This is a genomic window from Neorhizobium galegae, assembly GCF_017877055.1.
GTDB classification, from domain to species: Bacteria; Pseudomonadota; Alphaproteobacteria; order Rhizobiales; family Rhizobiaceae; genus Neorhizobium; species Neorhizobium galegae_D.
Genome location: NZ_JAGIPG010000002.1, coordinates 796,808 through 822,444 on the forward strand (window position 1 = coordinate 796,808; position 25,637 = coordinate 822,444).

Annotated in this window: 18 protein-coding genes, 1 tRNA gene and 2 pseudogenes; 11 read left to right on the plus strand and 10 right to left on the minus strand. The window is 54.3% G+C overall.

The window, feature by feature from the left end; translation table 11 throughout:
• The first annotated feature begins 266 nt into the window (after positions 1-266).
• From J2857_RS14145 to J2857_RS14155, 3 genes are all read left to right on the plus strand, one after another.
• The gene (locus J2857_RS14145) at positions 267-758 is read left to right on the plus strand and encodes a hypothetical protein (RefSeq protein ID WP_210010770.1); all 492 of its coding nucleotides are present in this window, start codon (positions 267-269) and stop codon (positions 756-758) included.
• Positions 759-991: 233 nt separating this feature from the next.
• A complete protein-coding gene (locus J2857_RS31490) occupies positions 992-1,585 on the plus strand; it encodes a phytanoyl-CoA dioxygenase family protein (RefSeq protein ID WP_432420166.1) in 594 nt (197 codons plus the stop codon).
• A 19-nt stretch (positions 1,586-1,604) separates the two neighbouring features.
• On the plus strand, positions 1,605-1,949 hold the full coding sequence (locus J2857_RS14155; RefSeq protein WP_210010772.1) for an NHLP leader peptide family RiPP precursor: 345 nt from the start codon (positions 1,605-1,607) through the stop codon (positions 1,947-1,949).
• A gap of 11 nt (positions 1,950-1,960) precedes the next feature.
• Here the strand turns inward: J2857_RS14155 and J2857_RS14160 are convergent, their stop codons facing one another.
• Both J2857_RS14160 and J2857_RS14165 read right to left on the minus strand, forming a co-directional pair.
• Positions 1,961-2,671 (minus strand): cupin-like domain-containing protein, encoded by a 711-nt coding sequence (locus J2857_RS14160; RefSeq protein ID WP_210010773.1) that lies wholly within the window; start codon positions 2,669-2,671, stop codon positions 1,961-1,963.
• On the minus strand, positions 2,668-5,289 hold the full coding sequence (locus tag J2857_RS14165) for a DUF4135 domain-containing protein (protein WP_348635688.1): 2,622 nt from the start codon (positions 5,287-5,289) through the stop codon (positions 2,668-2,670). The genes J2857_RS14160 and J2857_RS14165 overlap by 4 nt, the downstream gene beginning before the upstream one ends.
• A gap of 895 nt (positions 5,290-6,184) precedes the next feature.
• Between J2857_RS14165 and J2857_RS14170 the strand changes: the two are divergent.
• Positions 6,185-6,342: pseudogene (locus J2857_RS14170) on the plus strand (IS3 family transposase); the annotation flags it as partial.
• Between the two features lie 95 nt (positions 6,343-6,437).
• Here J2857_RS14170 and J2857_RS14175 read toward each other — a convergent pair.
• From J2857_RS14175 to J2857_RS14190, 4 genes are all read right to left on the minus strand, one after another.
• Positions 6,438-7,607 (minus strand): cupin domain-containing protein, encoded by a 1,170-nt coding sequence (locus J2857_RS14175; RefSeq protein ID WP_210010775.1) that lies wholly within the window; start codon positions 7,605-7,607, stop codon positions 6,438-6,440.
• Complete coding sequence (locus J2857_RS14180) at positions 7,607-7,891, minus strand: hypothetical protein (RefSeq protein ID WP_210010776.1); 285 nt, start codon at positions 7,889-7,891, stop codon at positions 7,607-7,609. The genes J2857_RS14175 and J2857_RS14180 overlap by 1 nt, the downstream gene beginning before the upstream one ends.
• Before the next feature lie 1,244 nt (positions 7,892-9,135).
• Positions 9,136-10,596 carry an argonaute/piwi family protein gene (locus J2857_RS14185; RefSeq protein ID WP_210010777.1) on the minus strand — a complete coding sequence of 487 codons (1,461 nt, stop codon included), beginning with the start codon at positions 10,594-10,596 and terminating at the stop codon, positions 9,136-9,138.
• On the minus strand, positions 10,580-11,899 hold the full coding sequence (locus tag J2857_RS14190; protein ID WP_210010778.1) for a DUF4365 domain-containing protein: 1,320 nt from the start codon (positions 11,897-11,899) through the stop codon (positions 10,580-10,582). The genes J2857_RS14185 and J2857_RS14190 overlap by 17 nt, the downstream gene beginning before the upstream one ends.
• 225 nt (positions 11,900-12,124) lie before the next feature.
• On the opposite strand from J2857_RS14190, the gene J2857_RS14195 reads away from it, so the two are divergent.
• The 7 genes and pseudogenes from J2857_RS14195 (at position 12,125) to J2857_RS14220 (ending at position 22,278) form a co-directional block, all read left to right on the plus strand.
• Positions 12,125-13,669, plus strand: a complete 1,545-nt coding sequence (locus tag J2857_RS14195) for an AAA family ATPase (protein ID WP_210010779.1) — start codon at positions 12,125-12,127, stop codon at positions 13,667-13,669.
• Positions 13,670-13,821: 152 nt separating this feature from the next.
• Entirely contained in the window at positions 13,822-14,511 is a 690-nt protein-coding gene (locus J2857_RS14200; RefSeq protein ID WP_245363336.1) for an HNH endonuclease, read from the plus strand.
• 358 nt (positions 14,512-14,869) lie between these two features.
• Positions 14,870-15,092 (plus strand): annotated as a pseudogene (locus tag J2857_RS30960) (IS3 family transposase); the annotation flags it as partial.
• Positions 15,093-15,372: 280 nt separating this feature from the next.
• Complete coding sequence (locus tag J2857_RS14205) at positions 15,373-16,824, plus strand: methyl-accepting chemotaxis protein (RefSeq protein WP_210010781.1); 1,452 nt, start codon at positions 15,373-15,375, stop codon at positions 16,822-16,824.
• Positions 16,821-17,750, plus strand: a complete 930-nt coding sequence (locus J2857_RS14210; RefSeq protein ID WP_210010782.1) for an OmpA family protein — start codon at positions 16,821-16,823, stop codon at positions 17,748-17,750. The genes J2857_RS14205 and J2857_RS14210 overlap by 4 nt, the downstream gene beginning before the upstream one ends.
• Complete coding sequence (locus J2857_RS14215) at positions 17,747-19,072, plus strand: EH signature domain-containing protein (RefSeq protein ID WP_210010783.1); 1,326 nt, start codon at positions 17,747-17,749, stop codon at positions 19,070-19,072. The genes J2857_RS14210 and J2857_RS14215 overlap by 4 nt, the downstream gene beginning before the upstream one ends.
• On the plus strand, positions 19,069-22,278 hold the full coding sequence (locus tag J2857_RS14220; RefSeq protein ID WP_210010784.1) for a DEAD/DEAH box helicase: 3,210 nt from the start codon (positions 19,069-19,071) through the stop codon (positions 22,276-22,278). The genes J2857_RS14215 and J2857_RS14220 overlap by 4 nt, the downstream gene beginning before the upstream one ends.
• Before the next feature lie 235 nt (positions 22,279-22,513).
• Here J2857_RS14220 and J2857_RS14225 read toward each other — a convergent pair whose 3' ends face one another.
• From J2857_RS14225 to J2857_RS14240, 4 genes are all read right to left on the minus strand, one after another.
• On the minus strand, positions 22,514-23,767 hold the full coding sequence (locus J2857_RS14225; RefSeq protein ID WP_210010785.1) for a GIY-YIG nuclease family protein: 1,254 nt from the start codon (positions 23,765-23,767) through the stop codon (positions 22,514-22,516).
• A complete protein-coding gene (locus tag J2857_RS14230; protein ID WP_210010786.1) occupies positions 23,719-24,120 on the minus strand; it encodes a hypothetical protein in 402 nt (133 codons plus the stop codon). The genes J2857_RS14225 and J2857_RS14230 overlap by 49 nt, the downstream gene beginning before the upstream one ends.
• On the minus strand, positions 24,092-25,336 hold the full coding sequence (locus tag J2857_RS14235; protein ID WP_245363338.1) for a DUF6538 domain-containing protein: 1,245 nt from the start codon (positions 25,334-25,336) through the stop codon (positions 24,092-24,094). The genes J2857_RS14230 and J2857_RS14235 overlap by 29 nt, the downstream gene beginning before the upstream one ends.
• Before the next feature lie 134 nt (positions 25,337-25,470).
• A tRNA-Gln gene (locus tag J2857_RS14240) sits at positions 25,471-25,544 on the minus strand.
• Positions 25,545-25,637 lie beyond the last annotated feature (93 nt).

A 25,637-nucleotide genomic window follows, 5' to 3' on the forward strand; every position in this document is an offset into this window, starting at 1 on the left:
GTCGCGCTACAGACCGCAATTGAAAATACTTGAGTTTCAACACACCATGATTTTCCGCAGAGAAATACCTCTACTGGTAACAATTCAATCCAAGCACGGTCGGCCGACAACGTACGATCTGCGTATGACCGGTATAAATCAAACGAAAACAACGACACTACGCTTGTTCAGCGTTGCGAATTTCGCCTTATCCGACATAGCTATTTGGCTGGACAACTAAATCTCAACATGCAAAAAATATCTGTCAAGAAAATATGGAGCATCTGATGTCTACGCGCATCGCATTCCTGACCATTGCTTGGCTGATATCACTTTGTGGGTCAGCGCAATCAAAAGATCTCCTTTTGAGTTTCGATGTATCAAAAATATCAGTTATTGGTAGTGGAGTACGGAGTATGTCTCGAGATATATTCGGGATTTCTACTGTGACTTCCAAGGTTAACGGAAAGTCAAATAAACTTTCTTTTCAACTCCGCGCCACCGAGGCCGTCAAGTGGTCTGAGCACCCATACTCGGCAAATGGGATAATAAAGGGCGACATAATCCTAGTTGATTCAAATCCTGAACAAAAAATTTCTTTCGATTCCATCAAATTTGCAACCACAGGTGATAAACTTAGAAGCGGCTTCAAGCCTCTGACTGGAGAAGGATTCCTAAATACAGACGAAGTAAAATCCGACTTTTTCAAAGGTTTTAATTTTATCAGTGTTAAGACTACATCGCCGAAAACCATTGATGTGATGCTTACATCGAGGTGACTATCGTGTCCGAGCCACAACTGAGAAGTGATGCCTTTCTCGACACCCCAAGAACCTTATCTTTCGACCCTGTCTCGAGAGAACCGAGCTATCTCGGAGAGCACCAAATTAAGGAATACAATACGCTTGGGTACTTGAGTAATCTGTTTTGTCTGGACACCGACGCCGTCGGCGAGGTGAGGGATTTCTACTCCTGGATGCAAAAAAGGCTCGCCCGTCGCGCAAAAGGATTTATGCTAAATCATAACTGGGAGTCTCGCTCGGGATTTCTGCATAACCTCGTCTCAACAAGAATTAATCTTGCGCCTGTACGGGACATTGTGGGGCAGAATATATTGGCTTGGCAAACGCATTTCTTTACCAAGCTGCCATATGAGGCCACGCCTGTGGCATGGCATCAAGACGCTTCCTACTGGCCACTGACACCATCCCGTGCGGTAACTGCCTGGATCGCTATCGATGCAACGGACAACGAGAACGGTGCAATGTCCGTTATCCCCGGAAGCCACCTCTATGGCCAACTCCCTTACATCAGTGGCGAGGCTGGCAAAACCTCATCGGTTTACCAGACGGCTTGGAAGCCTGAGTGTTACGGAGACAGTGTGCAACTGAGCCTTGCTCCAGGGGAAATGAGTTTACATTCGGATCTTCTGCTGCATGCCTCTGGACCAAATTTATCGAGCAGAAGTCGCTGCGGACTCGTCATTAGATTTATTCCTCCTAGTGTTCGCAATGTCAGGAAGCCCGGTGGAGATAGCGCGATATTATGTAGCGGCACAAGCGAAGACCGATATTGGAAAATTAGAACGCAACCCGTCCTACGTTGAACCTTGAGGAGAGAATTAAATGTTAGAGCACCAAGACCGCTACGTTGAGGATATTACTGAAGAGCTTACCGGGAGAAGGGAGTATGAGGCCTCCATCATTGCGCGCGCTTGGAATGACCCAATGTTTAGGGATAGGCTTGTGTCTGACCCGCGCGGAGTCTTCCTAGAGGAATTTGGGATCGAGGTACCACCTGACGTGGAACTCAATGTTCTCGTCGAGAAGCCGGGTAGTATATATCTAGTGATACCAAACGATCCTTCATCACTGGATCAGGATGAATTGACAGAGGAGCAAAAACAAGAGTCCGCAGCACGAGGTGCCTTATGTCATATTACCAATGTGCAGTGGATTGGCACTTGTTGAGATTGTGCCAATCAAAAGAATAAATCTTGTTTAGCTCGATAGAGATACTGTTCCATACGCGGCGGAAACATAAATATCCGCTTTTTTCCCATCAGCTGAAGGACAGTTGAGTCGTCACTATCAACATGGAGCCCCGTGTCGGACAAACCGTACGTCCGCCAAATGTTTCCTTCGAGAAAAGCCTCTCGGATCTGAAGTCTTTCTATGATTTGTCGTCCCATTAAGGGGGCGAGCGGCTGCAATGCAAACAAAGAATAATCGGGATTCTCGGCATGGTAGCCTGTTAATTCATAAACATCTTTTGCGGGTATTCTCCACCGATTGTGTATATTTGATTGCAAGCCGGTAACAGGCTTAAAAAGACCAACCGCAGAGGCGGCCGCTAAAGCGATTGGAGTTCTTTCTGACACTCTAAATGCAAGTTCGCGCAATTCATAAGTTTCAGCTTCCGACAATTTCGAAATGCTCGAGATGGCCGATGCTTTATCTGCGGCTTTGGCTTGAGAGCGGAGATTAACAGAAAGTGAGCTGTCGGAACTAAATACCCAATGCCACCATCCATCTGGTATCGTAACATAATCGCCAGGCTCCAACGTGCAGACGCATGAGACCGACGAATAGAACAGGGGGAAATGTTCGATGGAAGGCGCAGGCGCCTCATTTTCTCCGGGGATCGGGGCCTCGACTAGGCTATGATTGCTGAGTTGTAGCTGTAGCTTCATCTCACGTCCATTATTAGGCTGTCTTGAGTCATTGTAATATAAGAAATGATTGCGAGACCGACGCCGGAGATACCCCGGTACAGCCCTGGGTCCATTATCGTGTGGTCGGCGGTGCGGGCGAGTTCGAACCAGCCAGTACGGTAAGCTTCGTTCACCATTTCGTTAATCAATTCGCCAGCAAACGAACGAAAATCTTCGTCACCTGTTGCAAAGTATGTGCGCAGAAGTATTTGGACCAGCCCAGATCTTCCGCAGCATAATCTATCCGAGTGCGAACTACGTTCTCTATCGATCAGAAGACTTTTCGCTAAGTCATACTCTATATAAGTCTCTTTCGTCCGCTGCGACTCTGGCCAGAGCAGGCGCGCCATGACTATTCCGGGAGCTCCGTGACACCAGCCAAATGGCGAGAAGTTCGGGTTAGTCGTCCTGAGATCCGGCCAATTTCTGCGAGAATTGGAGTAAAGTAAATTCTCTGAACGCACGATTGGGTCAAGTACATTTGCGTATTCACCAATTCCTGAGCGCTCGGCAAAGTTTGCTACAGAGAAGGCGATACCGGAGATACCATGTGCAAAGCCCGTGAGAATCCGGCCGAATTGATCCATCCATCCGGTAGTTCCTGTTGGGAGCACTGTACAGGACCCGATTATATGATCTGCCACCTGCCTGGCGACCCTCAAACAACTAGGGTTTGAAGTTGTGGCATGATGTGCCAGCAGACCCATTAATATACCGGAATTGCCTCCGACTATGTCATGGCATTCGTGGTTTACCCTGATTCTCTCAAGGGGCAACGAGTACAACTTAGCACTATAATCAGCGTCGTCTATTATTGGAGCTGCCTTTGAAAGCGCATATATCATGCCTCCAAGACCTGAGATTCCTGCTCCGGACATATCTTGCACTTCTGCGATCAGCGTCTCGTTATTTAGCAATGAGCAGAAATATTTGAATGTCTCTGTCGCATCGGAATGTTTGGATCCGGAAGAGATGAATTTCGCATGCAAAAGCCTGAAGAAGTGCACCCCTAATGAGCCGTTGTAAAAATTGAAGCCATGTGGGATCGATCCCGTTCCGTCAACCTTAAACCTGCCAGTATGCAACCAGAACTTTGGCTGTTTGGTGTATCGGATAGCCGCAAGCTCGATAATCTCCGCAATCAGATGTAGTGTATCCTCCAGGCTTCGGGACTTACTCGAGTGCAAGTGGCTGCCAGCAGCAATTGCCCAGCGCGACGCCCTGATATAATCCTTCTGCGCTTCCAAGTTTGACATTGAAAGCCCATCGATCGAGCGTAGTAATTGTTCGCGAGGCGAGGTGCTTAAGGCCGCGACTCCGCCGTCGAGCGCCTCCGCATGTTGAGCGTTCAAACCCACGCTAAAAATTGGATAGTCTAAGCGAGAGAGGGCTGACCGTTCTGCAGTCTGCAGTGCAGGGTGTTCAGTCGAGAGCTGCCTGCGAATGGAATCATTCCATTCAGCATCATCACGCAGGTTGCGCAACTTGTATGCTCTTCGTAGGATTGCACGATAATCCGAAGTCGGCCTGACTACGAGCCTCACCTTTGCCCTAGGATTTTCGTCCATCAGTTTGTTGACGAATATCTTCAGGGAGGATGCGTTGAGAGTGGCGGCACGATATACTTCGGAGTAACCTAACATAATATTTTCAAAGGCATCGTCAAGTGCAGAGATTCCGTTCGGAAAATCTCGAATAGACTTCAAAATCGGCCCCAATGGGCTTGGATCCACTAAGAGGCCTTTCTCATCCTCATACCAGACCGGAAGCAACTGACTCGATAGTGGCGTTCTCACAATAGAACACTGAAGGAGTTCTTTCGAAATATTTGTCTCGCGAAGCACTGTCGGATGTACTACGCATTCGAGATCTACGACGTGCACCTCACCGTCGGAAAAAATCACGTTTTGATGGTGAAGGTCGCATGTCTGCAGTATATGATGAAGCGCCAGCACTCTGCCAGCTTGTAGAAAGTCCACTTTATCGTTGTTTTGCGCGACTCCAACGGACCATCCGTGTGTGTTACTATCGATTAAACGTTGGGATGGAATAGCGTCATTGTCTGCCAACCATTTGCAAACTTCCTCGCGTACCGCTTCGGCAAAAATTTCTCCGAATAAAGATCTAGGTTTGTAAAATATTGGGTGACCATCTGCGACCGTGAAGCAGATTACCGATCGACCTAGGTTGTGCCTATCTGACAGGCCCGGCCTTAAGCCTGTAATTCGCCGGCTAGCACTCATGCAAAATCTGGTTGTCAGTAGAGCATGGTCCGCGCTTAGTCTGTCCAAAAACTCTTTAACGCACGCAATCTCATGTCGCGCAGTTGTCTCAATAATGTCCGAGAGAAATTTTGGAATGGATTCGGCATGTACTACGCGCGGCTGACGCGTAGCTCGTCCCAGCTTCTTGAGCCACGATCGACTGACTTCTGTCGACAAGAAATCTGCGACAACTGGCCTATACAGCTCGGTGTAGATTGCTCTGAAGTGAGCGTTCAAGGAACTGATTACGGACTCCGAAAGATCCCACCGCATGGTTCTTGCGTAACTACTAACTTCCTCCACGGCCGCGTGAGCGTCACTGGAGATCAACATGATCAAAGAATCTGGAAGAAAACCTACTGCTCCAAAAGCCAATTACGTCACTCTTGTCATCGTTATGATAGAATCATAACCCACCCAGGAATAGCGTCAATCATAAGTATTTAAACAAATCTCCTCCTATGAAACAGTACAATCATATATGCGGCGCATAACATTGTGTTAAATATTGGTGCAAATGATAATATCTCTCTTATGAGAGCTGTACTTTTGTCCAATCAAATCGCAGTGGAGATATTTATCATGTATAGATATCGCTGGATCACGAGATGTTTCGCAAGCTGCTCGATAAGTGATCTACGGCGTCGATTGAGATCGGCCGGCGACCCTCTCCTCAAGTGTTCTACCGTCTTCTGGAGCTCAACCCAAAGTCTGTTTCTCGGCCACTGATCCGAGATACAGACTGTTCACTTTCGGCCGCGATCCGCCAATGGTTCGCTTTGAGTGTATGACCGCTTTTGGCGCGAAGCGGCCGTCCCGGGCACTGTAACCTTCTTCGCGAGAGCGGAAATTATTGCCGCTCTGGCCCCGTGTTGACTGATGCCCAAAGCCAGGGCACAAAGGTGGCATCCACGGTCGTTCGCGGCAGGAAAACAGAGGGAATTTCAAGACCCTTCAACTAAGTCATTGAAATCATGTGAGAATCCAAGGTCCCCAGGCGAGCTATTTTTTGGACCTATTCCCTACTTCAGTAGTTGTCATTCCCCACCAGAAAACGCGGCGTCTTTTCAGCTACTTGGCGGGATTTCCGATCAAGCGGCATGTGACTTTCTCCAGATCCCAAAGTTGTTTAGAACCCCCAGAATGACGGCTGGGGACCCCCCCGAGTGCGTCAAACAGCCTGCGACTAACGATGGCTTTGGGGCCGCTAGCGGAATGGCGGCTTTCAGCCTCGATCGGATACCAGACTTCGGCAGCTTATGCCGGGATCATCGCCGCAACCGGTTCCAACGCTGCACAGTGTGAAAGCTACGCATTTCCACCGGTTGCTCCCACCGCGCCATTTGGCGGATCAAAAAAGCCGAGGCTCTAATCCCTGCCGGATGAAAGTTCAGTGGCTGATCAGATGTAGCACCCAATTCGGGCCGCGCGCAGCGCCTCCAGGAGCGCACCGGGCACATCGGTGAACGTTGTCAACAGCGCTAACGCACGATTATGGCCTGTTCTTCAGCCAGCTTTTTGATCAATATTTCCATCTCGTCTTCATCTAGTCCGCCGGTTTCAATTTCATAGATCGGGGTTTCGATTGCGGCCAAACAATGTTCGACTGCGGTGCGAGTAAAAAGCGGTAACACAATCTCGGAAACAGCGGTCCGAACTGACAGAGACTTAGAGTCGAGCGTTATGTCTCCCAAGGGAGTCACGCCGGTTACCCTCCTACTCGCAAAATCTTGCCCAAGGCGAACAATCGACGTCAACTTTCCCCGAGGTTTAGCTTTGGTAGCATCTAGGCAACCAGCAACGAAGTCGCCGATGGCCTCGGACAACTCTGTTGAGCCCACAACCGCCTGCATGCGTTTTCTGAATTCCGACTCTAGGTCGGTTGAAGTGCGGTGGTGGAAGTCGATCGGCAGGGATTCGCGTAACATAGGCTGTTCATCTGCGACCTTGCCCAAAACGGTCGCCAGAAGATCAAACCATGTATGGGTTACGACGCCGAGTGTAACATGCAGCGACGTCTTGTCGGTGCAGTATGCCTCGTGAACCACGCCACGTGGTATATAAAGCAAGTCACCTTGCCGGAGTTCAAATTCGTGAGCCTTGTCTAGCGTGGCACGGCTGTTTGGTTTGTCGGTGTGCGCGAGTAGGGGCTTTGCAAACGCCTCCTCTCCGACACGCCACATCTTGCTACCCTCTACCTGGAGTATGAGCACGTCGTGGGTATCATAGTGGGCTTTGAACCCTTGGCTGTTCGCTGGTGTCAAATAGCAGTTAGCCTGGACACGAGCGATCAAAGCGCCCTCTAACCTGGAGCACAGATTCTGAAGCGACGGGACGTGTTTATGAAGTGCATCCAAAATGACCGTTGAGCCATCTGAAAAGCTCTCGATGGCTCGATCTACATCCGAGTAATTGTAACCCCTGTTAGGAGTCAGCTGAGTGCGGCTACCCTGTTTATTTGAAATCCATGATATACTGGGCGGATTTCGATTCAGTGCGTCCTCAAACATCTCTATCGAGAAGATGCCTTTAAAGTATTCTGGACTCTCGCGCTCGATGTGAAGGAACTTCCTCTCCCAGTAGTGGTGAAGGAACTCGTCTGACGTTAACGGCGTCAGTATACTCTCTAAAACCCCATCCGTCTGACGCATTAGTTGGACGGCTCGGCCTTCGGAACGTCTTTGTCTTTATTCGTTTTTTCCGTCTCTTCCACAGTATCAGTCGTAGTAATAACCTTGGTTGTTGTCGTTGTTATCGTGATCCGCTGGTGAGCGTCCCTCACATCGGCGTCGTTCGTGTGGGAAGCTTCGGCAATTGCCGGCAGACCCAATGCACTCGCAGCTAGCAAGGCAGCCGACGACTGCACGAGCACATCACGTCGAGCAATCGGTTTAGATATAATCATTTCTTCGGTAAGTTTGCTTCTGTCTCCCATCGCACTTCCTCCACTGGGCGAATACTCGGAGCCTCTCATGAAATTAGAAGTATTGCAACTATACGCAGTACGGCCGGGCCACACACCGTAAGAATCACACGCACCTCAGTCGCTTCCGGAGCTGATCGCCAGATCTGCACGGTTGCTGTCGGGAATCCGCTCGGAGGCAAATAAGCGTCCATAGTTGCGCAGGCAGATGCAGCCGCTGTGTCGCCCGTAATCGTCGCACAGGCCCGATCTGGCGACTGCCACCCTCGCGGCCCATTCCGGCATGGCCTGCAGCTTGATGACGACGCGATGCGAGCGCGGAACCCGCTCTAGCTGCCTTTCTCGACAGGGGCGAGCGCTGGTTCTTCAACGCACGTGTGAACGCCTCCTCGTCAAGCGGCGCGAGACTGCAGAAACGCGCCGGTCTAAACACCCGCTTCAAAGAGACTGGAATGCTTGTTTGCAAGGCGGGAATGAGGGCGCAAGGCGGTCATAGAGGTGGTGATCGCCCTATGGCGATTTCGGACCTGAGAACGGGAATTATTGCCGCTCGTCCGTCCTGTTGACTGACGCCCAAAGCCACGGCACAAAGGTGGCATCCACGGTTGCTCGCGGCAGGAAAACAGAGGGAATTTCAAAGCTTCTAAGCCATTGAAATCATGTGAGAATCCAAGGTCCCCAGCCAACTTTCTAGGCGTCTTCGAACTCGACGAATGGCCGAAGGAACTGCGGTATAGATCGCCCAACTTATTGAGAAGACGCCACTTTTCCGTGCAGGAGATAATGGCCAGTTTGGATCGAAAAGAGGGTCAAAATTGAGTTCCCTGAGGGCTGGATTCTCACATGATTTCAATAGCTTAGTGGAGGATCCTTGAAATTCCTTCTGTTTTCCCATCGCGAGCGACCGTGGATGCCACCCTTGTGCCCTGGCTTCGGCATCAGTCAACCGGCGGGGTAAGCGGCAATTATTTCCGCTGTCGCACCTCACATTCGACAGTGTAGCCGTCATAAGGCGCGAGGAAGCTTTTCGCCGTCATTTCGGCCATAGAATTCCTACCCAAACCTGTTCAGAAGCGGATATTGTGTGTTCCGGCGTGCTAAATTAGGCGGGCAATCCAGCTACGCCTTCAAACGAACTACGAAAGCGATGGTACGATGCCCGTAAGGTTTCATCTGCCGATGGCCCTCAACTAGAGCTCGCGTGGGTGTGGAAAGAAGCGAAATTAAGATCAGCCGCTTTGCCGGACTAATCTCAGCTACATATAGCGCGTGTAGTCCGAGCTAACCTTGTCGTCGCCCGCGTATTTCAATACCTCGCCGACCTTCCTGGCTGCCCTGATCGGCACCGGCAGCTTTTGGTTCATCTGGGTCGAGTTCCAGTTGATTTTGGTCAAGGAGAGGACCTCCTTAGCAATCTGTTCGACCGTGTTGTCACTGGATTCATGGGGGCAGATGAGTAGCGGTCGGGGATCGTAGGTGCCAGGGTAGGTACCGTAGTACGGAATGCTACCGTTCGTATACAGTAGGCCCTTTCCGTCGAGCTCGACGAATGTGCCGCGCATTACAGGATAGTTGCCGTCGCGGAGCACCTTCATGGCTGTCCGCTCCTGAATCCAGACCAGGTCCTTCATCTCGATCGCTAATTCGGCAAGCGCCTCGGTGATCCCTTCCGCCTCCTCCTCACGGAAGCGCGACGTCTTATAGACGGCGACACGGGCGGGGTAGTTCCGGTGGTGGGCCTTATAGGCGGCAAGCACTTCTAGGATCAACTCACGGGCATCATCCCTGGTCATGTAGGGATGCCGCCCTCTACTCTCGGTTTCTGCGCGCTTACCTTTCAGGATAAAGCCGCGGCCACGCTCGTCGAACATCTGCGCCGCGCTCGTGAACAGTTCCTTCCCGCCAGCCTCCCGATAGAAGCTCACGCCGATGTAGCAGGCGGTGAACTCACCTACATGAGGCATCCGCCGCCAAGGTATGCGCCCAGTTCCCTTATAGTACAGCGATGTCAACAGGTTCCAGATGACATCTGCATCATCTTGAGTGTTACGTTCGCTGTCTTCCTTGATCTTTTTCGGAATTGAGGCCTTCCCGTCAAAGACATCCTCCCAGACGATCTGGGTCGGAAAGCTCAGATGCATCGACTTTGCTTTGAGGAGCCCGCGAAAATTCAGAATGTCTGCCCGATCGACGGCATCTGTTTCACTGTCATCGCTTGAGTCGGGCCGGGCGTTCCATACCCTTTCGATCATGGAAACAGGGAGTGCTATGACAGCAACGTCTGGGCGATTTCCACTCTCGTCGATTGCTTGGAGTTCCTTGAATATTTCGTCGACGGCCATTTCGATGGCCCTGTCGGTATATGGCTCCTTCTTGATCTTGTCGATTTTCGACTGAGGAATGGCAGCGGTCGCCCGCTCATCCACTTCGAACTTGCATCTATAAGGATTTTGATTGCCCAAGCCGGGGAAATCAGGGTGCATATTCGGATGCTTCTCACCGTTTCCAGCAACGCCGCCGGCGACAGTGCCCATAAAGCGCTTGGCGTCTTCCACGGTCTTGGCGCTGCCGACCACGGCGATCTTGATGCTGTCTCCGACAGGAGTCTGCAGCGGTCCGCCAACAACGAGACCGCGCCTCGGATCGGTGTTGTGGTGGCTATCGCCAAACTCGAGGTGCGGCTCTTGAAATATCGTGGTTCTAAATTTCGAAGACACCTTGCGCCCCCTCCTCTTCGGCCGATTTGGCTTTCGTACGCCATGCGTCTTCGGGGACACGTGTCGGGAGCTGAACCATTGGGGGCTCTCCGAAGGTCAACCACGGTTCGACGGAAGGAGCGGCAAAGAGGTCGGTAGCTTTGGGTTCGATACTCTGCAGGAAGCGGTGCCACATGATGACCTGGCCGCGGATGGCGCTGCTGTTGTCCATGCGCTTCTTTCCAGACAGCAAGGCATCGGGCGCGGTATGGGGGTTCATGCCGTCATAGGTAAAGAAATACGTTGGCTCGATCACAAGATACCACTCGTCGAAAAGGCTCTCGAACCGAGGAATGAACGCGTGGTGACGAACAAACGATACCCGCTCCGGTTTGTCTTTATCCATGACGACGTTGACAACCTCAGCCTCGGTGTTCTTCTTCGAGGCCCGATACTTGAATACGCGACCGGTGTTCTTAGCTCTTGCTGTAAAATAGTGGAGCCTCTTCTCCTTGCTCCAAGAAAGGTTGCCGCGCACCTGATGGCTAAGGGTCTGACGCAATAGGAACGCGAAGTTGTTCCGTTCGTTTTCGTCTTCGTGAAAAGCCAGATGCTCGACCTCAATGGCTTCGACCTGATCAAGGTCTACGAACTTCCGGCAAACGCTCGTCCGTGGATCGTGGAACGACCAGAACCCACCTCCCTTGGTAGCCCAGTCAAAGCGAGCCGGTTCGTCGTCGCCCAGGATAATGGCGCTCGCCTGCTTTCGGTCATACTTGGTAGTGGCAACGTACATCTCTCGGGGCAGCTTGACCGGAAGGATATTGACCAAAGCCTCTTCGCCGCCGCCGAGCGGGGGTATGTAATAGCCGAAACCGGTCTTCGGAACCGTCAACGACGCGAGTCGATCCACTGCGGAGGGTCCAAGCCTGTCCTCCGCCTTGCTAAATTTCAAACGCCTGTCCTGGAAGGCATCACCTGTCGGTACTTCCTTCCAGTAGAGGCTGCCGTCAGAAATTCGATGCAGGACGATGATGACCGGCAGATTGCTGGGACGCCAGTACTCGAGGTCTTCGGCCCGCAGAAGATAACTAAAGCCTTGGTCGTCCTCGCCTGAGTATGTTCCAGACTCGGTCGTCTTTACCTGGACAGCGATCATTCCAGCAGTCGGCCTGCCTTCGAGCATTACTTCAGCGATCCCGTCGATGCCTGCTTCCAAGCGGGAGCGGCCATCGAACTGGAAGCCCATTTTGAGGAAGCACAACCTTGTGGCTGTCTCCCCGATCTCACCGTTGATCTGATTCTGCGTAATAGTCTTCGCCATTGCCAATGAGTACGATGCAGGTTCCAACCTGCCAACGGATATCGAATGCCAACGCAATCATACCGACAACAATGCGCTTTTCCTCCACAAGTTTTACAGGGCTGCTGATACGGGCTTTAAGATACATCCCATCGCGCTGGCGTAATGGCAGAAACGAACAGTTGCACCCTTTAGTGGTTGTTAATAACTTAACGGCACGCACACGCCGAGAATACTTCATCCGAGATGTTTTTCAGAATTCTTCAAGGTCTAATTCCCGACAACGCAACTGATTGCGCTTACCTCATCGTGGACGGTTGGGACGATTGGTTCTCGTTTAGAACGATGTTCACAGTCCTGGTGATAGACGAGCTGGGTGTCAGACATCAGATAGGGTCTGTGAAGATCGGCCGGGCGGGCCTGCAACCCTCCCGAAACCTGCTCCCAGGCTTTCGCGCTCCCGAATTCCCGCCTGAGTTCGATGAGCTTCCCGACACCTATTTCTCTCTCGGACAAGGCGAGGACTACTACGAAAGCCTCAACAATCTGAGCGCGGCCCAGCGGCAAAGAATGCTTGAAGGTTTGCGAGACGTGTCCTACGATCTCGGCCGGTTCGCAAGGTTTCGGAACGAACCCTCGATGGTCACCTCCCTGCTGCGTTCCGTGAACGACACTTCGGTGACGGGCCGCCTCCATCGTCTTACGACTGGGGACGCAGAACTCACGAAGTTCAGTTTTCAATATGTGCTGCCGCCATCTTGGACGCCCAACGGTGATTTCATTCAGCCCCCAGAAATGACCTTCGACGTCATTCCCGAGTCGGAGCCTCCCACCAATGTTCACGTGCTCATAGGTAGAAACGGAGTCGGAAAAACCAGGGCAATGAAAGGCCTGGTCAAGGCATTGCTGCACAGAGACGGCGAAGCGGCCGACACAGTAGGTAAGGTCGAGTTTAAGGAGGGGCGTCCCGGCGAAGCCCAATTTTCTAGTCTCGTGCTCGTCTCGTTCAGTGCGTTTGACGACCTTGCCGTTATCCCCCACCAGAATGACCGCATAGCTATTCATCAGGTTGGCCTTCGTGATCCCGTTAATGACGGCGAAGCAAAGGCGCTCAAACTCGGTAAGGACCTCGCTGTCGACTTTCGAAAGAGCCTGGAACGTTGTCAGACCGGCTTGCGAGCCGCTCGTTGGCGCGAGGCTTTATCGAGCCTAGAAGCGGATGACCTATTCGCCGAAGCCGAGATCGGCGTTCTGCTCGGCGGCTCTGGAGAGGAATGGACGGAGGAAACGGAACACCGATTCAGCTTGTTGAGTTCTGGTCACGCGATTGTTCTCCTCACTATCACGCGACTGGTTGAGTTGGTGGACGAGCGTACGCTCGTCATGATTGATGAGCCGGAAGGTCATCTACATCCTCCGCTTCTTTCGGCGTTCATCCGCAGCCTTTCCCGTCTACTTGTATCACGCAACGGTGTCGCTATTGTCGCTACCCATTCTCCCGTCGCGCTCCAGGAAGTACCGCGCTCCTGCACATGGAAGCTTCGACGGACCGGTCGCATCTCGGTCGCTGAGCGTCCCACTATGGAGACATTTGGCGAAAACGTCGGGGTACTGACGCGCGAAGTCTTCAGCCTAGAGGTAACCCGGACCGGGTTTCACAAGCTTTTGGTAGACGCGGTATTTCATCGTCAGATGAGTTACGATGATGCCCTCCACTACTTCGGAGAACAGTTGGGCACCGAGGCGAAAGCGATCATCAGAGCGCTAGTTCTCGAAAGAGATCGCCAATAATGAGAGCGCTACCTAAGCCGCCGTTCGGCGCGATGTCCGCTCTGGACGCCTGCGTCTCGAGTATCCGCGACGCTATCCTCAAAGACCGTCTCTTATCTTCCTCTAGCGCTATTGCTGCTGCAGAAGGCGACTATTCGGCTCGAGGTGACACAATGAGCCTCTTCGCGATACCGGGCTCCGACGATGTCGCATCAATGCTGACCACATCCGAAATGATGCGGGTCTATGCGGGAACATTCGTCAGAAGCAAGGCGACGCGCTTCCTGTACGATCTAATCAAGTCGGCCCCTAAAAATGATATGTGCCCCCTATGCGGCCAGCGAACCGTGTCGACCCTTGATCACTACCTAGCGCAGTCTATTCACCCAAGCCTAACGATAGTGCCGCTGAATCTTGTGCCCGCCTGTGCCGAGTGCAACAAAAAGAAACTCGACTTCCAGCCCCAGAGCGAGGTTGAACAGGGCTTCCACCCGTACTTTGACGATTTCGACGATACGCAATGGCTTGTGGCGGAGGTGATGGAGACTACCCCCGCTGCGATCCGCTTCTTCGTGATGGCCCCTTCGCATTGGACGGAAGCCAAGGCAGCAAGAGCTTATAGGCACTTTACTTCATTCGACTTGGGGACTTTGTATTCGAGTCATTCCGGCGTTGAGATTAGCAACATCCGATATTCCCTCGAAATGGTGGCCACCAAGGGAACGCCTGAAGATGTCCGATTGACCCTGTTGGATCGTGCCGAAAGCGCCCGGCGCGTGAATTTGAACTCTTGGCAAACGGCGACTTACCAAGCCCTTGCTGACTCCTATTGGTACTGCAGCGGCGGTTTCTTGCTGACCTGATCCGCACCTTTCAATCGAGAGATTTTTACTACTCGATAGATGTCCCTGTAAAACTAGGCAATGCACTACTCACCGCTATCAGGAATCGCCAGATCACTCGCCTATCGTCCGCTTTGGCCGAACTCGGACCACATAGCCAGATTCCCGGATGTCCGCTATCGCCATTCGGTACTCCGACATCGGACAGTTGCATACGTGAAGAGTTTCGGACGCCGGCAGGCGTACGAAAGTCCGCGAGGAACGAACCCGCGGACCACAGGCTGATGCTATGGAGATTCCGCTTTTCGGCCCCAGACGCCCTCCCGAGCAGCGGGTTCGTTGCACGGCCCAAAGCTGCCGTTGGTTAAGGCAAGGCTGAGGAACTCGACCTGCTCGCATCGTCATTGCAGAATGGACCGACGACTCCAACAGCTTCCGGCCGCACCAACCCTCGGATACCAAGCCTTGGCTGACTTTGCCGGGCTTATTGCCGCAACCGGTTCCAACGCTACGCAATCGGGAAGCTTCGTGTTTCCGCCGGGTGCTCCCACCACGCCATGGCTGATCAAAAAAACGCCGAAGCTCTGATCACAGCCGGATGAGACGTCAGTGGCAGGTTATCAGCCAACAGGACAACAGTGGCGGAAATAATTTCCACATTTGCACCTCATCGGTGCGAGGATCCAGCGATAGCACACCGGGCGGCTCAGGCGACATGATCTATCCGGGAAAGGCGTGCCGGCCGTGGAGCTTGCGGGCATGGACCAGACAGAAGTAAAATTCTATTCCGCGGGTTTGATCACGTTGCAATCATTCATGGAATTGTTATCGGTATGATACGCTTAGGGTTTCGTTCTAGTTTGGCAGGAATTTGGGGGACAAATGTTCGAGACGTTGCTTCAATCTGGTATTGCAACGCGCGATCTGGTCCTTGAACTGGCATCCCTCCTAAAGGAGCCACCCGCGCCAGGGTTGTTCAGCCTCTTTCTTGTATTGCTTCTTCTTCTGCTGGTTCTGGGGTTTGTCTCGACTGTGCGGAGCCGCGCGAAGGTTCTCAGGTCGGCCATCAATCTCGTCCAAAAGACAGATGGCGCCAGCGGCTTGCAGGAGAGTTTCGAAGATATTCAGAACCGGCTAGCAAAGCAAAGGGGGAGAGCCGCGCGTCATCTGACGGACACCTGGAAGGAGTTTCGCGAGACAACAATTGAGCCGCGACCGGGAACCGTTCTCGGTGTTCGGAATTCGGTTAGGCCGTCAGTTTTCTTCAATCTTGAGGATATGGGCTTCAGTGTATCCGGCTGGAGGTTCGTGCCGGGCTTTCTCGTGTCAATCGGGCTTGCCGCGACGTTCCTCGGTCTGATTGCCGCGCTCCAGCAGACCGGTGAGAGCCTCAAGGGCGGTGATCAGGCTCAGGTGCGCGAAGCACTTACGCAGTTGCTCTCAGTTGCCTCCGCAAAATTCATCATGTCGCTGACGGGGCTTTTGTGCTCGATCGTTTTTACTGCCTTCTTACGTGTGGGCGGCCAGCGGCTGGAAAGCACCATGCGAAAGCTCACGCATGAGATCGAAATCCGCATGAATTTCGTCAGTCTCGAAGATTTGGCAGAGCGCCAGCTTGAGGCGATCGTCGAGCAGCGCGATCACATGCAGAAACTTAACCATGATCTCATCGCTGCGATCTCTAAGCCGCTTGAGAATGCACTGGCCGCCAGCAACACCCATGTGGGGACGATGGTTGACGACATCTCCCGCTCGCTTTCCACGGGGCTCGCGGCGGCGATGGATAAGGCGAGCGATCGGCTGGAAAGCGCATCCGACGCGCTCAATGGCCTTGCTACAAAAATCAGCGAAACCGCGGAGCAGTTTACGGTCGCCGCCGAACGGACGGCGGTCGGCCTTGACGGCGCCGCACGTAGGCTGGAACTCGTGACTGATAATCTTTCTCGTGCCGGAAGCGGCCTCGCTGAGGCGACGGAGCCGATGGTCGAAGCCATCACTGGAACAGCTACGACGACTAAACAAATTGCTGATGCGAGCGTCGAGATGGTTCAATCGGCACGAAAAGCTCTGGATTCAGAGCGTGGTGTGGTAGTCGCCGCCGCGGAATCCATTCGCGAGCAGATCAAGAATTTCGAAGCCCGTGCTGCATCCTATGACGGGCAGCTCGAAAAAGCGTTCAAGATGTTTTCAACTGAAATAAGCAGGTCTGTTTCGGAAGTCGAAAATCATGCGAATGCGGTTCATCAGCAGTATGCTGACGCTTTGGGTACTCTTCAGGCCGTTATCGAAAACGCGAAAGCTTTCAGGCCCGAAAGCGAGAGGCCCGCGGAATGAGGGGCGCGGGCGGGACGCGCCCTCAGGAAGAAGAGGAAGAGTCCGTCTTCATCTCGATGGCCGACATGACGATTAGCTTCCTCTTCGTCATCATGATCCTGCTTGCGTTTTTTGCGACTCAGTTCACTGATCCTGAGACCGTGCCGCGTTCTCAGTATGACGAAATTCTCAAACAAAAAAACGAGATAGAAAAAGAGCTGCGCAAGGTGCAGACGATTATAGGAGCGTCCGACCTTCAGGTATCCGACGAGGTGCAGGCCATGAAGGAGGAGATCGAGGATTTGCGGCGGCGGCTCGCGATGCCTGATGCTCCAAACCAGATGGAAGTGTACAACAACAAGGTTTCGGAAACCCGCAGAACTCTTTTGACGAGCCTGAAGAAACAGATCGACGAGATCAAAGGTGTCAATGTCAGTATCAGCGCGACCTTCGAATCGCTGCAATTTTCGGGCGACGGTCTGTTCGAAACGAATGCTGATGTGCCAACAGCGACCGGATCGCTGCGGGTCAGCAAGATCGCTGAAATACTAGATCGAAACCTTGGATGTTTCTCACTAGGCCCGCGCAAGAGATTCAGCCCGGATTGTAATCCGGGATATGCAGTGATCGACTCCCTGCAAGTGGAAGGCCATACCGATGACCGTGGCACCGACATTCTGAACATGAGGCTGAGCGCAAACCGCGCCTCGTCTGTCTATTCACTCATGACCTCGCAGCGGCCTGATCTCCTCAACTTCAACAATAGAAGTGCACAGCCCGTCCTTTCGGTGGCAGGCTTCGGCAAGGGGCGCCCCATTCAATCCAACGCGACCGATATCGGCAAGGATGCCAATCGCAGGATCGATCTCCGGTTCATCATGGCCGTGCCCGCAAAGGAGGCCGATATTTCGGCGATCAAGAACGCCCTGACCGAGGTGCCCCGATGAGCCTCATCGAAACAATCCGAGCATCCCGTACCGTGCGGCGCCAGGAGCTTGCGGCTACCGTAGAACTGACGCAGGCCGTGACAAACGTGAAGAGGGCTTTTCCGGATATTGTGACTGCCACCTCTGTCTCCGTCGGCGAGGCCATACAGCGGCTCGACATTGCCCTGCGGAACTGGGACTGGGAAGGCGTGACCGTCGGCAACATCTCGCTTGCCGCCCGAGCTTTTCTGGATGGGGATAGGATCCCGGATGCCGTCACCTATTTTCTGAAGAGGGAGCTCGAGGCGACAACCAGCTCCATTCTTCTCGACGCGGTAGCTGAAGCCTATTTCTCCGGCTGGACCAGACACGATGAGAGAACCCGCTGGCTGGCGTCCATCCTGCAGGCACGGGCGCCCCATCTGTCCTTCCGCTGGAAGCGGTTGTTTGTCGCCGTTCCGGAACTGCTGGACACCGACGATGCGCCGATACGGCTCGCCGAAAAGATGCTCATTCAGGCCGATCCGTTCCAGTGGCTGCTCGATGCAGGCCTTGCCGCTCCCCATACCGGGCAGCTTTCCACGGAAGCTTACCTGGCCTGGCTGAAGCTGCTGCCTCCTGTCATGACGGACCAGCATGTCGAACGGATTTTTGGCTGGATAAGGCCGCGGGGGCACAAGCCTCTTTCCGGTGACCTTGCAGCGAGGGCCGTGGAGAAACTTCTGGAGCCCTGGCGTTCCGATATCCCCACTTCCGAATTTCGCACGATTCTGACTGACCGGATTATCGAGGCCTTCGGCGATCCGCGTTACGAAAGTAAAGCCGAAGCAAAAGCGTTCTGGCCTCTTGTCGCCGTGGATCGCCGCACGACGCTGCTCAGATGGCTTGCGGGGCAGAGCATAGATGCTTTGCTCGACATAATCACGAAAGCCACCGGGAACCACATGTGGCCTACGCGACACCATTTCTGGAAGGGCCTGTATGATAAAGGACTGGTCACGGAGGCGTGGGTCGCGCTGTCCCGGCCTGCAATGGCGATTGCTCTCAACATATTCAGCGAGGACAGCGGAAAAGCCGGTCCGGCCGCGGCACTGCAAACCGCGACAGGCCGCAAGAAGGAAACCTGCCTGCTGATCATGAAGGTGGGCCGCTACACGGTCGTCGAAGGTTCGCACGATTATCGTGTTCACCTCTTCCTCAATGGGGATCGGCGCGCTCCTGCTCTTTATCAAGATGAATATGATGCAGAGGATATCATGTTGCCTCAAGGCGACAGAATGACTCGCATTCACGATTCCTACGACGCCTGGCAGAGTTGGGTCGAGGAGCGGGTTCTTCGATGAAATTCGATTTTCGATTCGATTCGGATGCAGCGTTTCTCACGATCCAATCGGAGAAAAGAGGCTGGCTCTCGAATTTCAGAAAGCAGGTTAGGCCAGATCTTTCGAAGCTCCCGCGGGAGGAAATGGAGACGGCGCTGGCATTGTCACGCCTGAGGCAGCTCGACCCGGACAATGCTCTGCACTTAGTCGAGCCTAATATGGTCGTCATTCGCCACCCGCTTGTCGCGCGACTTGACGTCCGGACGGCCGCGACTTTGGGCCTGCCGCCGCTGCTCCATGACGTCACCTTTCGGGCCCGGCTTGTCGGAACCGTGGGAAGTCTCGATTTTCGGATCGAATGGTGGTGGGAGCGTGCGGGAAGGCGCGTTGGTCTGCCGTTGACGGGCGCCTTGCTGGGGCCGCCTTCGAATGTCATGCGGATCCCTGAGCCAATCTATTTGGCGATCGCGGAAGCGGAAGAGCTCGGCAAGAGCGGTACGCTGACCGACCACTGGCTGGCGCTAGGCCGGTTCCGGCGGCTTTTCGACGGCGACGGCGGGGAAGACCAAGCATCGCTCGAAGGTTTTCTGCGCGATGTGTCCGTTGTTACCTGTGGGGCCGTCGGTATCGGCTTCGACCCGGAGGATGACTCAAAATTTTTTCCGCTTCCGTTTGCCGATCATCAAACGTCAGCGGATGGAGCGGTTGCGACCACATCCGCCTTGCTCCACGGCCGCGAGCTGGATGAATTCAAGACGGCAGCCTTGCGGCGCGGCGCGCAGCCTGCCTTTCGTGTGGCGAACGGAAAATTTCTGATCGTCGATCGTTCCGCCGTGCCCGTGATCGACACGATCGCAGCATATGCCGACAAGGACGAAGAAGGCCGCCGCGCCTTTATTGCAGATGCGGGCCGGATTGTCGCCGAAGCGATCGAGATGGATCTCAGGCGGGAAGGGCGGCTGACGGCCTTGATGAGCCCGCAGGCGCGCACTGAAAGGATCGAGGAAGAGGTCGCCCGCGCCTGGATCGAAACGGAAGAGTGGGTTTCGCGCGTCGTCGGGGTCGGAAAATGGAAGGTAACCACAATCGACACCATTCAGGGATCAGGCACCCGGTGGCTGCAGGAGGGGATCGATACCGAGCTCGGTGAAAGACTGGCTGTTATTCCGGACGAAGAACTGGCGGATGTGATCGAGCGGTTACGCAACGCTCTTCGGAGTGGTCTTTCGTCGATCGACCATGACGTGGGCGAAATTCCTGTGACCGTCGAAGTCATCGAGGCGCTGAGCAGGCGTCTGGCCGATATTCTCAGGCGCCAGCAATCTGAGGAGGCCGGGACCGCGCTCGATGCCTATCTGCCGATTACTCATGACAATTTTTGGGAAGTCGATTTCAAGGCTGCTGTCCGGGGCAGGACGGGCGACTTCGATAATACAACGCCGGTTTTGGTCAGGTCCGCACTGCAAAACCACCAGTTGGCATCGCTGAATTGGCAGGTGCGTGCCTGGCAGGCGGGTATTCCAGGCATTCTCAATGCCGATGAACAGGGGCTCGGCAAAACGCTGCAGACGCTTTCCTTCATCACTTGGCTCAGGGAGAAAATGGCTAACGGCAGCATTCCGAAAAAGCCCTTCCTGATCGTGGCCCCGACATCCTTGCTGCTGAACTGGGAAGCGGAGATCGAGCGGCATCTCGGACCGGGCTGTTTGGGCAAGCCTGTCCGCCTGTATGGGGAATATCTCGGCGCCTACAAAAAGCCGGGCGGCGGGCAGGACCTGCGTGAAGGCGAAGCTCGGCTAGATATCGACGCAATTGCCAATGCCGAAGGTGGATGTCCGGTCGTCATCACAACATACCAGACGCTTGCCAACTACGCGATCAGCCTGATGGATCTGGATTGCTCTCTTGTCGTATTCGACGAGATTCAATTCCTGAAAAACCCAGTGACGATGAGAGCTAAGGCTTCGAAAGCGGTCCGCGCCGATTTCCGGATCGGATTGACGGGAACGCCGATCGAGAATGCCACGAAGGATCTCTGGGCTCTGGTCGATCAGTTATTTCCAGGCGCGCTAGGCGCACTCGCGCAATTCCGCAGGGTGTTCGATAAACCGACGGAAGCGAGCATGGGCGCCCTCCATTCCGCACTGTTCAGAAGCCAGAACGACTACCCCCCGCTGGCGTTGCGCCGGCTGAAAACGGATGCCGCACCGCATCTCCCGACAAAAGTTCGTATCCTGCATCCGCGCGAAATGCCGAGGGCGCAAATGCTTCGATACGACGAGGTGCGCGCTAAGGGAGGCGGTATATTGGCGCTGCTTCAGCACATGCGCCGGGTGTCGTTGCATCCAGGTTTGCTTGAAGGTGAGACGACGGAGGAATTCAGCCTGTCGTCGGCCAGGGTTAGTGCCGCCATCGATATCCTCAGACATATTAAATCGAAGAATGAGCGCGCACTGGTTTTCCTCGAAAATCGCGATGTTCAGACCTGGTTCGCTGAGGTCGTGCGGATCGAATTCGACCTCGAGCGGGTCATGATCATCAATGGCGACACGCCCGTCGATGCCCGAAAAGACATTACTGATCGGTTTCAGAGGCACCTTGTCGATGATCGCGGCTTCGACGTCCTGATCCTTGGTCCGCGCGCCGCGGGAACAGGCTTGACGCTGACGGCCGCAAACCATGTGATCCATCTCAGCAGATGGTGGAATCCTGCTGTGGAAGAACAATGTAACGACCGCACTCACCGTATCGGCCAGACGAAGCCCGTCACGATCCATATCCCGCTTGCCGTTCATCCGGGACTTGGCCGAGGTTCGTTTGACTGCCTGTTGCAGAGCCTGATGAAAAGAAAGCGTTCTCTTGCGGAGCGAATTCTCTGGCCGGGAGATGTGACGGAAGGCGAAACAAAGATACTCTACGACGCAGTTTTGGCGGCGGAGACGACATCCGATTTAAAGTCCATGAACGTTGATGAAATCCTTGAAGGCCGCAGTGATCTCCATTTTGAAAAACTGGCCGAAAACTCCATTCGTGTGAGGCCGGCCAGAGGCGGCGCGTCCATCATCGTTTCCTCAGATGCCGCTGTGCCAATGCCGATGTCGGGCGAAAATGGAGACGCAGCCGTCATTACGCTCAGCGAGCAATCACGAACTCCGGCTGGCGTTATCGTGCCGCAGTCAAAATTGAAAACAGCGACCCTTTGGCCAGAGTACGTCTTGCCGGAATAAAGTCTGGCATGGAAGAGGTATGCTGGAGCCTCCCTTCTCTTGAATTGTCATCTCTCCGTCCGCTCTTGTGCTACGCGATGGGATTATGTGCTTCTGAGCGCCACTGTTAAAGGGTTAGGGCGAGTTGAGCAGCCAGACATACCCTCTGCTTCCAGCGCCGCAGTTGACTTTCCTTGAAGCTCTCGCAAACAGCGGCGAACGCGCCGGCACAGGAAGTAATTTCCGCGCCCCAAGCCTACGATCTCCTGACGATCTTCTGCGTGTCGCGGTCATATCGGTACAGATGTAGCTGCCCGTCCTTGATGAGCTGGGCAGCGTGAGCGACGTGTTCCGGCAGCACATAGAACCATTCGCGCGGTCGAATTCTTTTGCCGAACCGGTCAATGATAAACAGTTCTCCGGGCCTTGCCGCGTCAAAGAACCGATGGAGCAAGTTCTCGACCTTGGAACGCGACAGGTTCTGCAGTTCGTAGGTCGCAACAATCTCGACAGGCGCCAGAAGGAAGGTCGGATCGTTCCGCGCATCGGCTACGCGACGCCGGACATCCTGTGATGTCACGCCGATCTTGTAGAGAATGTCACGCTGCGGTTTGATGGCTGGCTCTTCCGAGAGGCTGCGTGCCACGTATATCGTGCCGGACAGGGAGACCTTGTCAGTTTCCCAATCCGGATCAAGAGGACCAAGACCCAGGCGCTGGATCACGCGCGCCGTCTTGTCATCGTTCAAGGACTTACGGAACGACGACATCAGGGGGTCGCTCTCGGTGCCGTTGGAGAAGATCACACGGAGACGATGATCGCGGGCGCCGCCGCGCTGGGTGCTCTCACTCTTTTCCGCAATATAGGCCAAGAGGCCGCTGCGAATGAAAAAGTCGCCTTCGACAGGCTCGATAATGGCCCATTTCTCAATGAGCGTGGCTTCCCGTGCGCCGCTATCGAGAGCCTGTTGCATGGTCTCGAACAGGCCTGCGAACTGATCGAAATCCTTGCAGGGTATGAAATCCGCCCGGTGGTCGGGCACCTGACGTTCCGCGGCCGGCGTCACATGTTTGAGCTGAACCAGCTCCGGCTGAACATCCAGACCATCATCGTTAAAGATGTCATCGAGCGAGTCCGGGATGTCATCGTCTTCAACCTCATCGCGCCAGGAAACCTCGACGACTTCCTCTTTCCTTGCCAGAAGTCCAAGCTTGTCCGCTTGACGAAGCTCGTCGCTCGGAGATTTAGCGAGGTTTTCCCAGATCGTGCCAAGCCGCATCTCTTCGTGGTTGGATGCGTTGGCATCGGGCAGATGTCCGTGCTGCTCGAAAAAGCGCGTCACATCATTCAGAATTGATAGGCCATTGCTGCCTGAAGATGACGCCCTCGGTTTCAGCTTCACAGCAAGCAGGCCGAATTCGTCTGGCTCTGCAAAGATCTCCTCCAGTGTCGGGCGGGGCATCAGCTTGCCGTCTCCCGCATCATCTGAGCCTTGCGATTCTTGAGCCATGCCAGCGCTTCTGCCATGCGCTTTTCGAGCGCATCTTCGGCATGCACGTTCGGCTCGCGCCCCTCCTGCGCCCGGAACCGCTTGATCCGGAGCCATAGCGTCCGTGCTTCCTCTTCCGTCATCTGCACACGCATGGCCACCATGGCCGACTGTACCTGAGACAGAAGCGGCGCATCGAAGCTGCGCGAGGCCACCTCGAAGCATTCCTGAAAGGCGTTGACGCTGTCGATGAGGTCAATATCCAGCTCGCGGACATTGATGAAGCGGCGCACCATGGCCAGCAGCGTGTTCGGTGCCGCCCGCATATCGTCGTCTGCATCTTCATCATCCGCCTGCCCGGCGGCGTCGCCCACTCGGGGCCTTCTTGCCCTCCGCGTTGGCAAGCTCGCGCAGCCTCTCGCCCTCAGCGCGAAGCTCGGGCGCCGACATCGCCCTCATTCTGGCGCTTTTTCCCCAGTTAACGGGAATATCGTTGAAGTGCTGGCGAAGCTCGCCGAGATGGTATTGGGTAATCTGCCCCGTGTGTTCAACTCCGTGTTCTTCGAGCACGCCCTTGAACATGCGAACGAGCGCGCGAGCGTCACGTGCAGTCGTCTCATCCCAAGCGTCCTTCATGTTCTTGACGAGCCCTTCGCACGCAGATTCGAAATCCGCGACGGCAATGACGCGCCGCGTCTTTGCCTCAACTGGCTCACTGACAGCGACCCGTGGCGAGGGAGTGAGATCGAGCATCCTAACCGGCGGCACTTCGGGCGCAGAGGCCTCGACAACATCATCGGCGGGAACTGCGATCTCCAATAATGGCGGCATCGTTTTCAAGGGTGCGATGACCTCGATAAACGCAGGCTGTGGTGTCGAAGCCGGACCGCCCGTGAGTTCGCTCAGGTCACGATCGGCGAGGGGATGCCGTTCCGCGACGTCGAATAGCGCTTCTGCTCTGCCGCTGAAATAGGCCTTCATTGCCTTTTCCTCGTTGAGCGGGTGGGAACTGATTTCGAAGAAGTGCATCAATCTTCGAATGCCCTCCTTGAAGCCGCGTGAGTTCGCCTCTTGGAGAAGTTCGAGGTAGTTCGAGTTGATCGCAAAGGCGTGGGAGGCGGGAACCCCGTTTTGCCTGAGGTAGGCTAAGCCGCGGCAATTGTCCTTCAACGTCAGGTGATGGGTGATGCCAAACATACCGAGCAGTCGATAGGCCCATCCATTTTCCAGATCCATTTCCAGCTCTGAAATGTCGGCGGGACGGCCATAGCGCCGCGCCACCATCGAGACATCTTCCAGATGCATGAGCATCATGTCTCGTTCGTGTTCGCAAAGCTTTTGGAGCTGCGCCTTGGACATGGGTTCCTTCTGCTTCAACTTCAATTCGGCGACCAGCATGTTCAGCTTGCGGTCGATCGCCTGCGCTTTCTTATGATCAGAACAGTGAAGGCTCAATGAAAGCCGGCTGCCCGGTCGGCATTGCTCGAAGGCTGTTGGAACGCGCGCACGCCAATAGAAGATATTGCCGCGGCGGGTCAGGTTTTGGACGTCGTGGCGGACCGCCATGAGGTTGTTGCCCTTGCCTGCCACCGGCGACGCCGCCGCGCATAATTCGCGTGGGCATCACCTGTGGGCTACAGTTCTGGGCATCAGGTCGCCAATGATGCCAAAACGATATCCAGCACGACTGGAAAATAAAGGAATTAAGGGCTTTTAGGGAGAATTGGCTGGGGAACCTGGATTCGAACCAAGATTAACGGAGTCAGAGTCCGTCGTTCTACCGTTGAACTATTCCCCAGCAGGGGCCGCCGGGAAATGGTCCGGCCGGTGTGCGGCGCTTATAAACAAAAGCTGGCGGATTGCAAATACCGATTTCGAAAAAAATTGACGC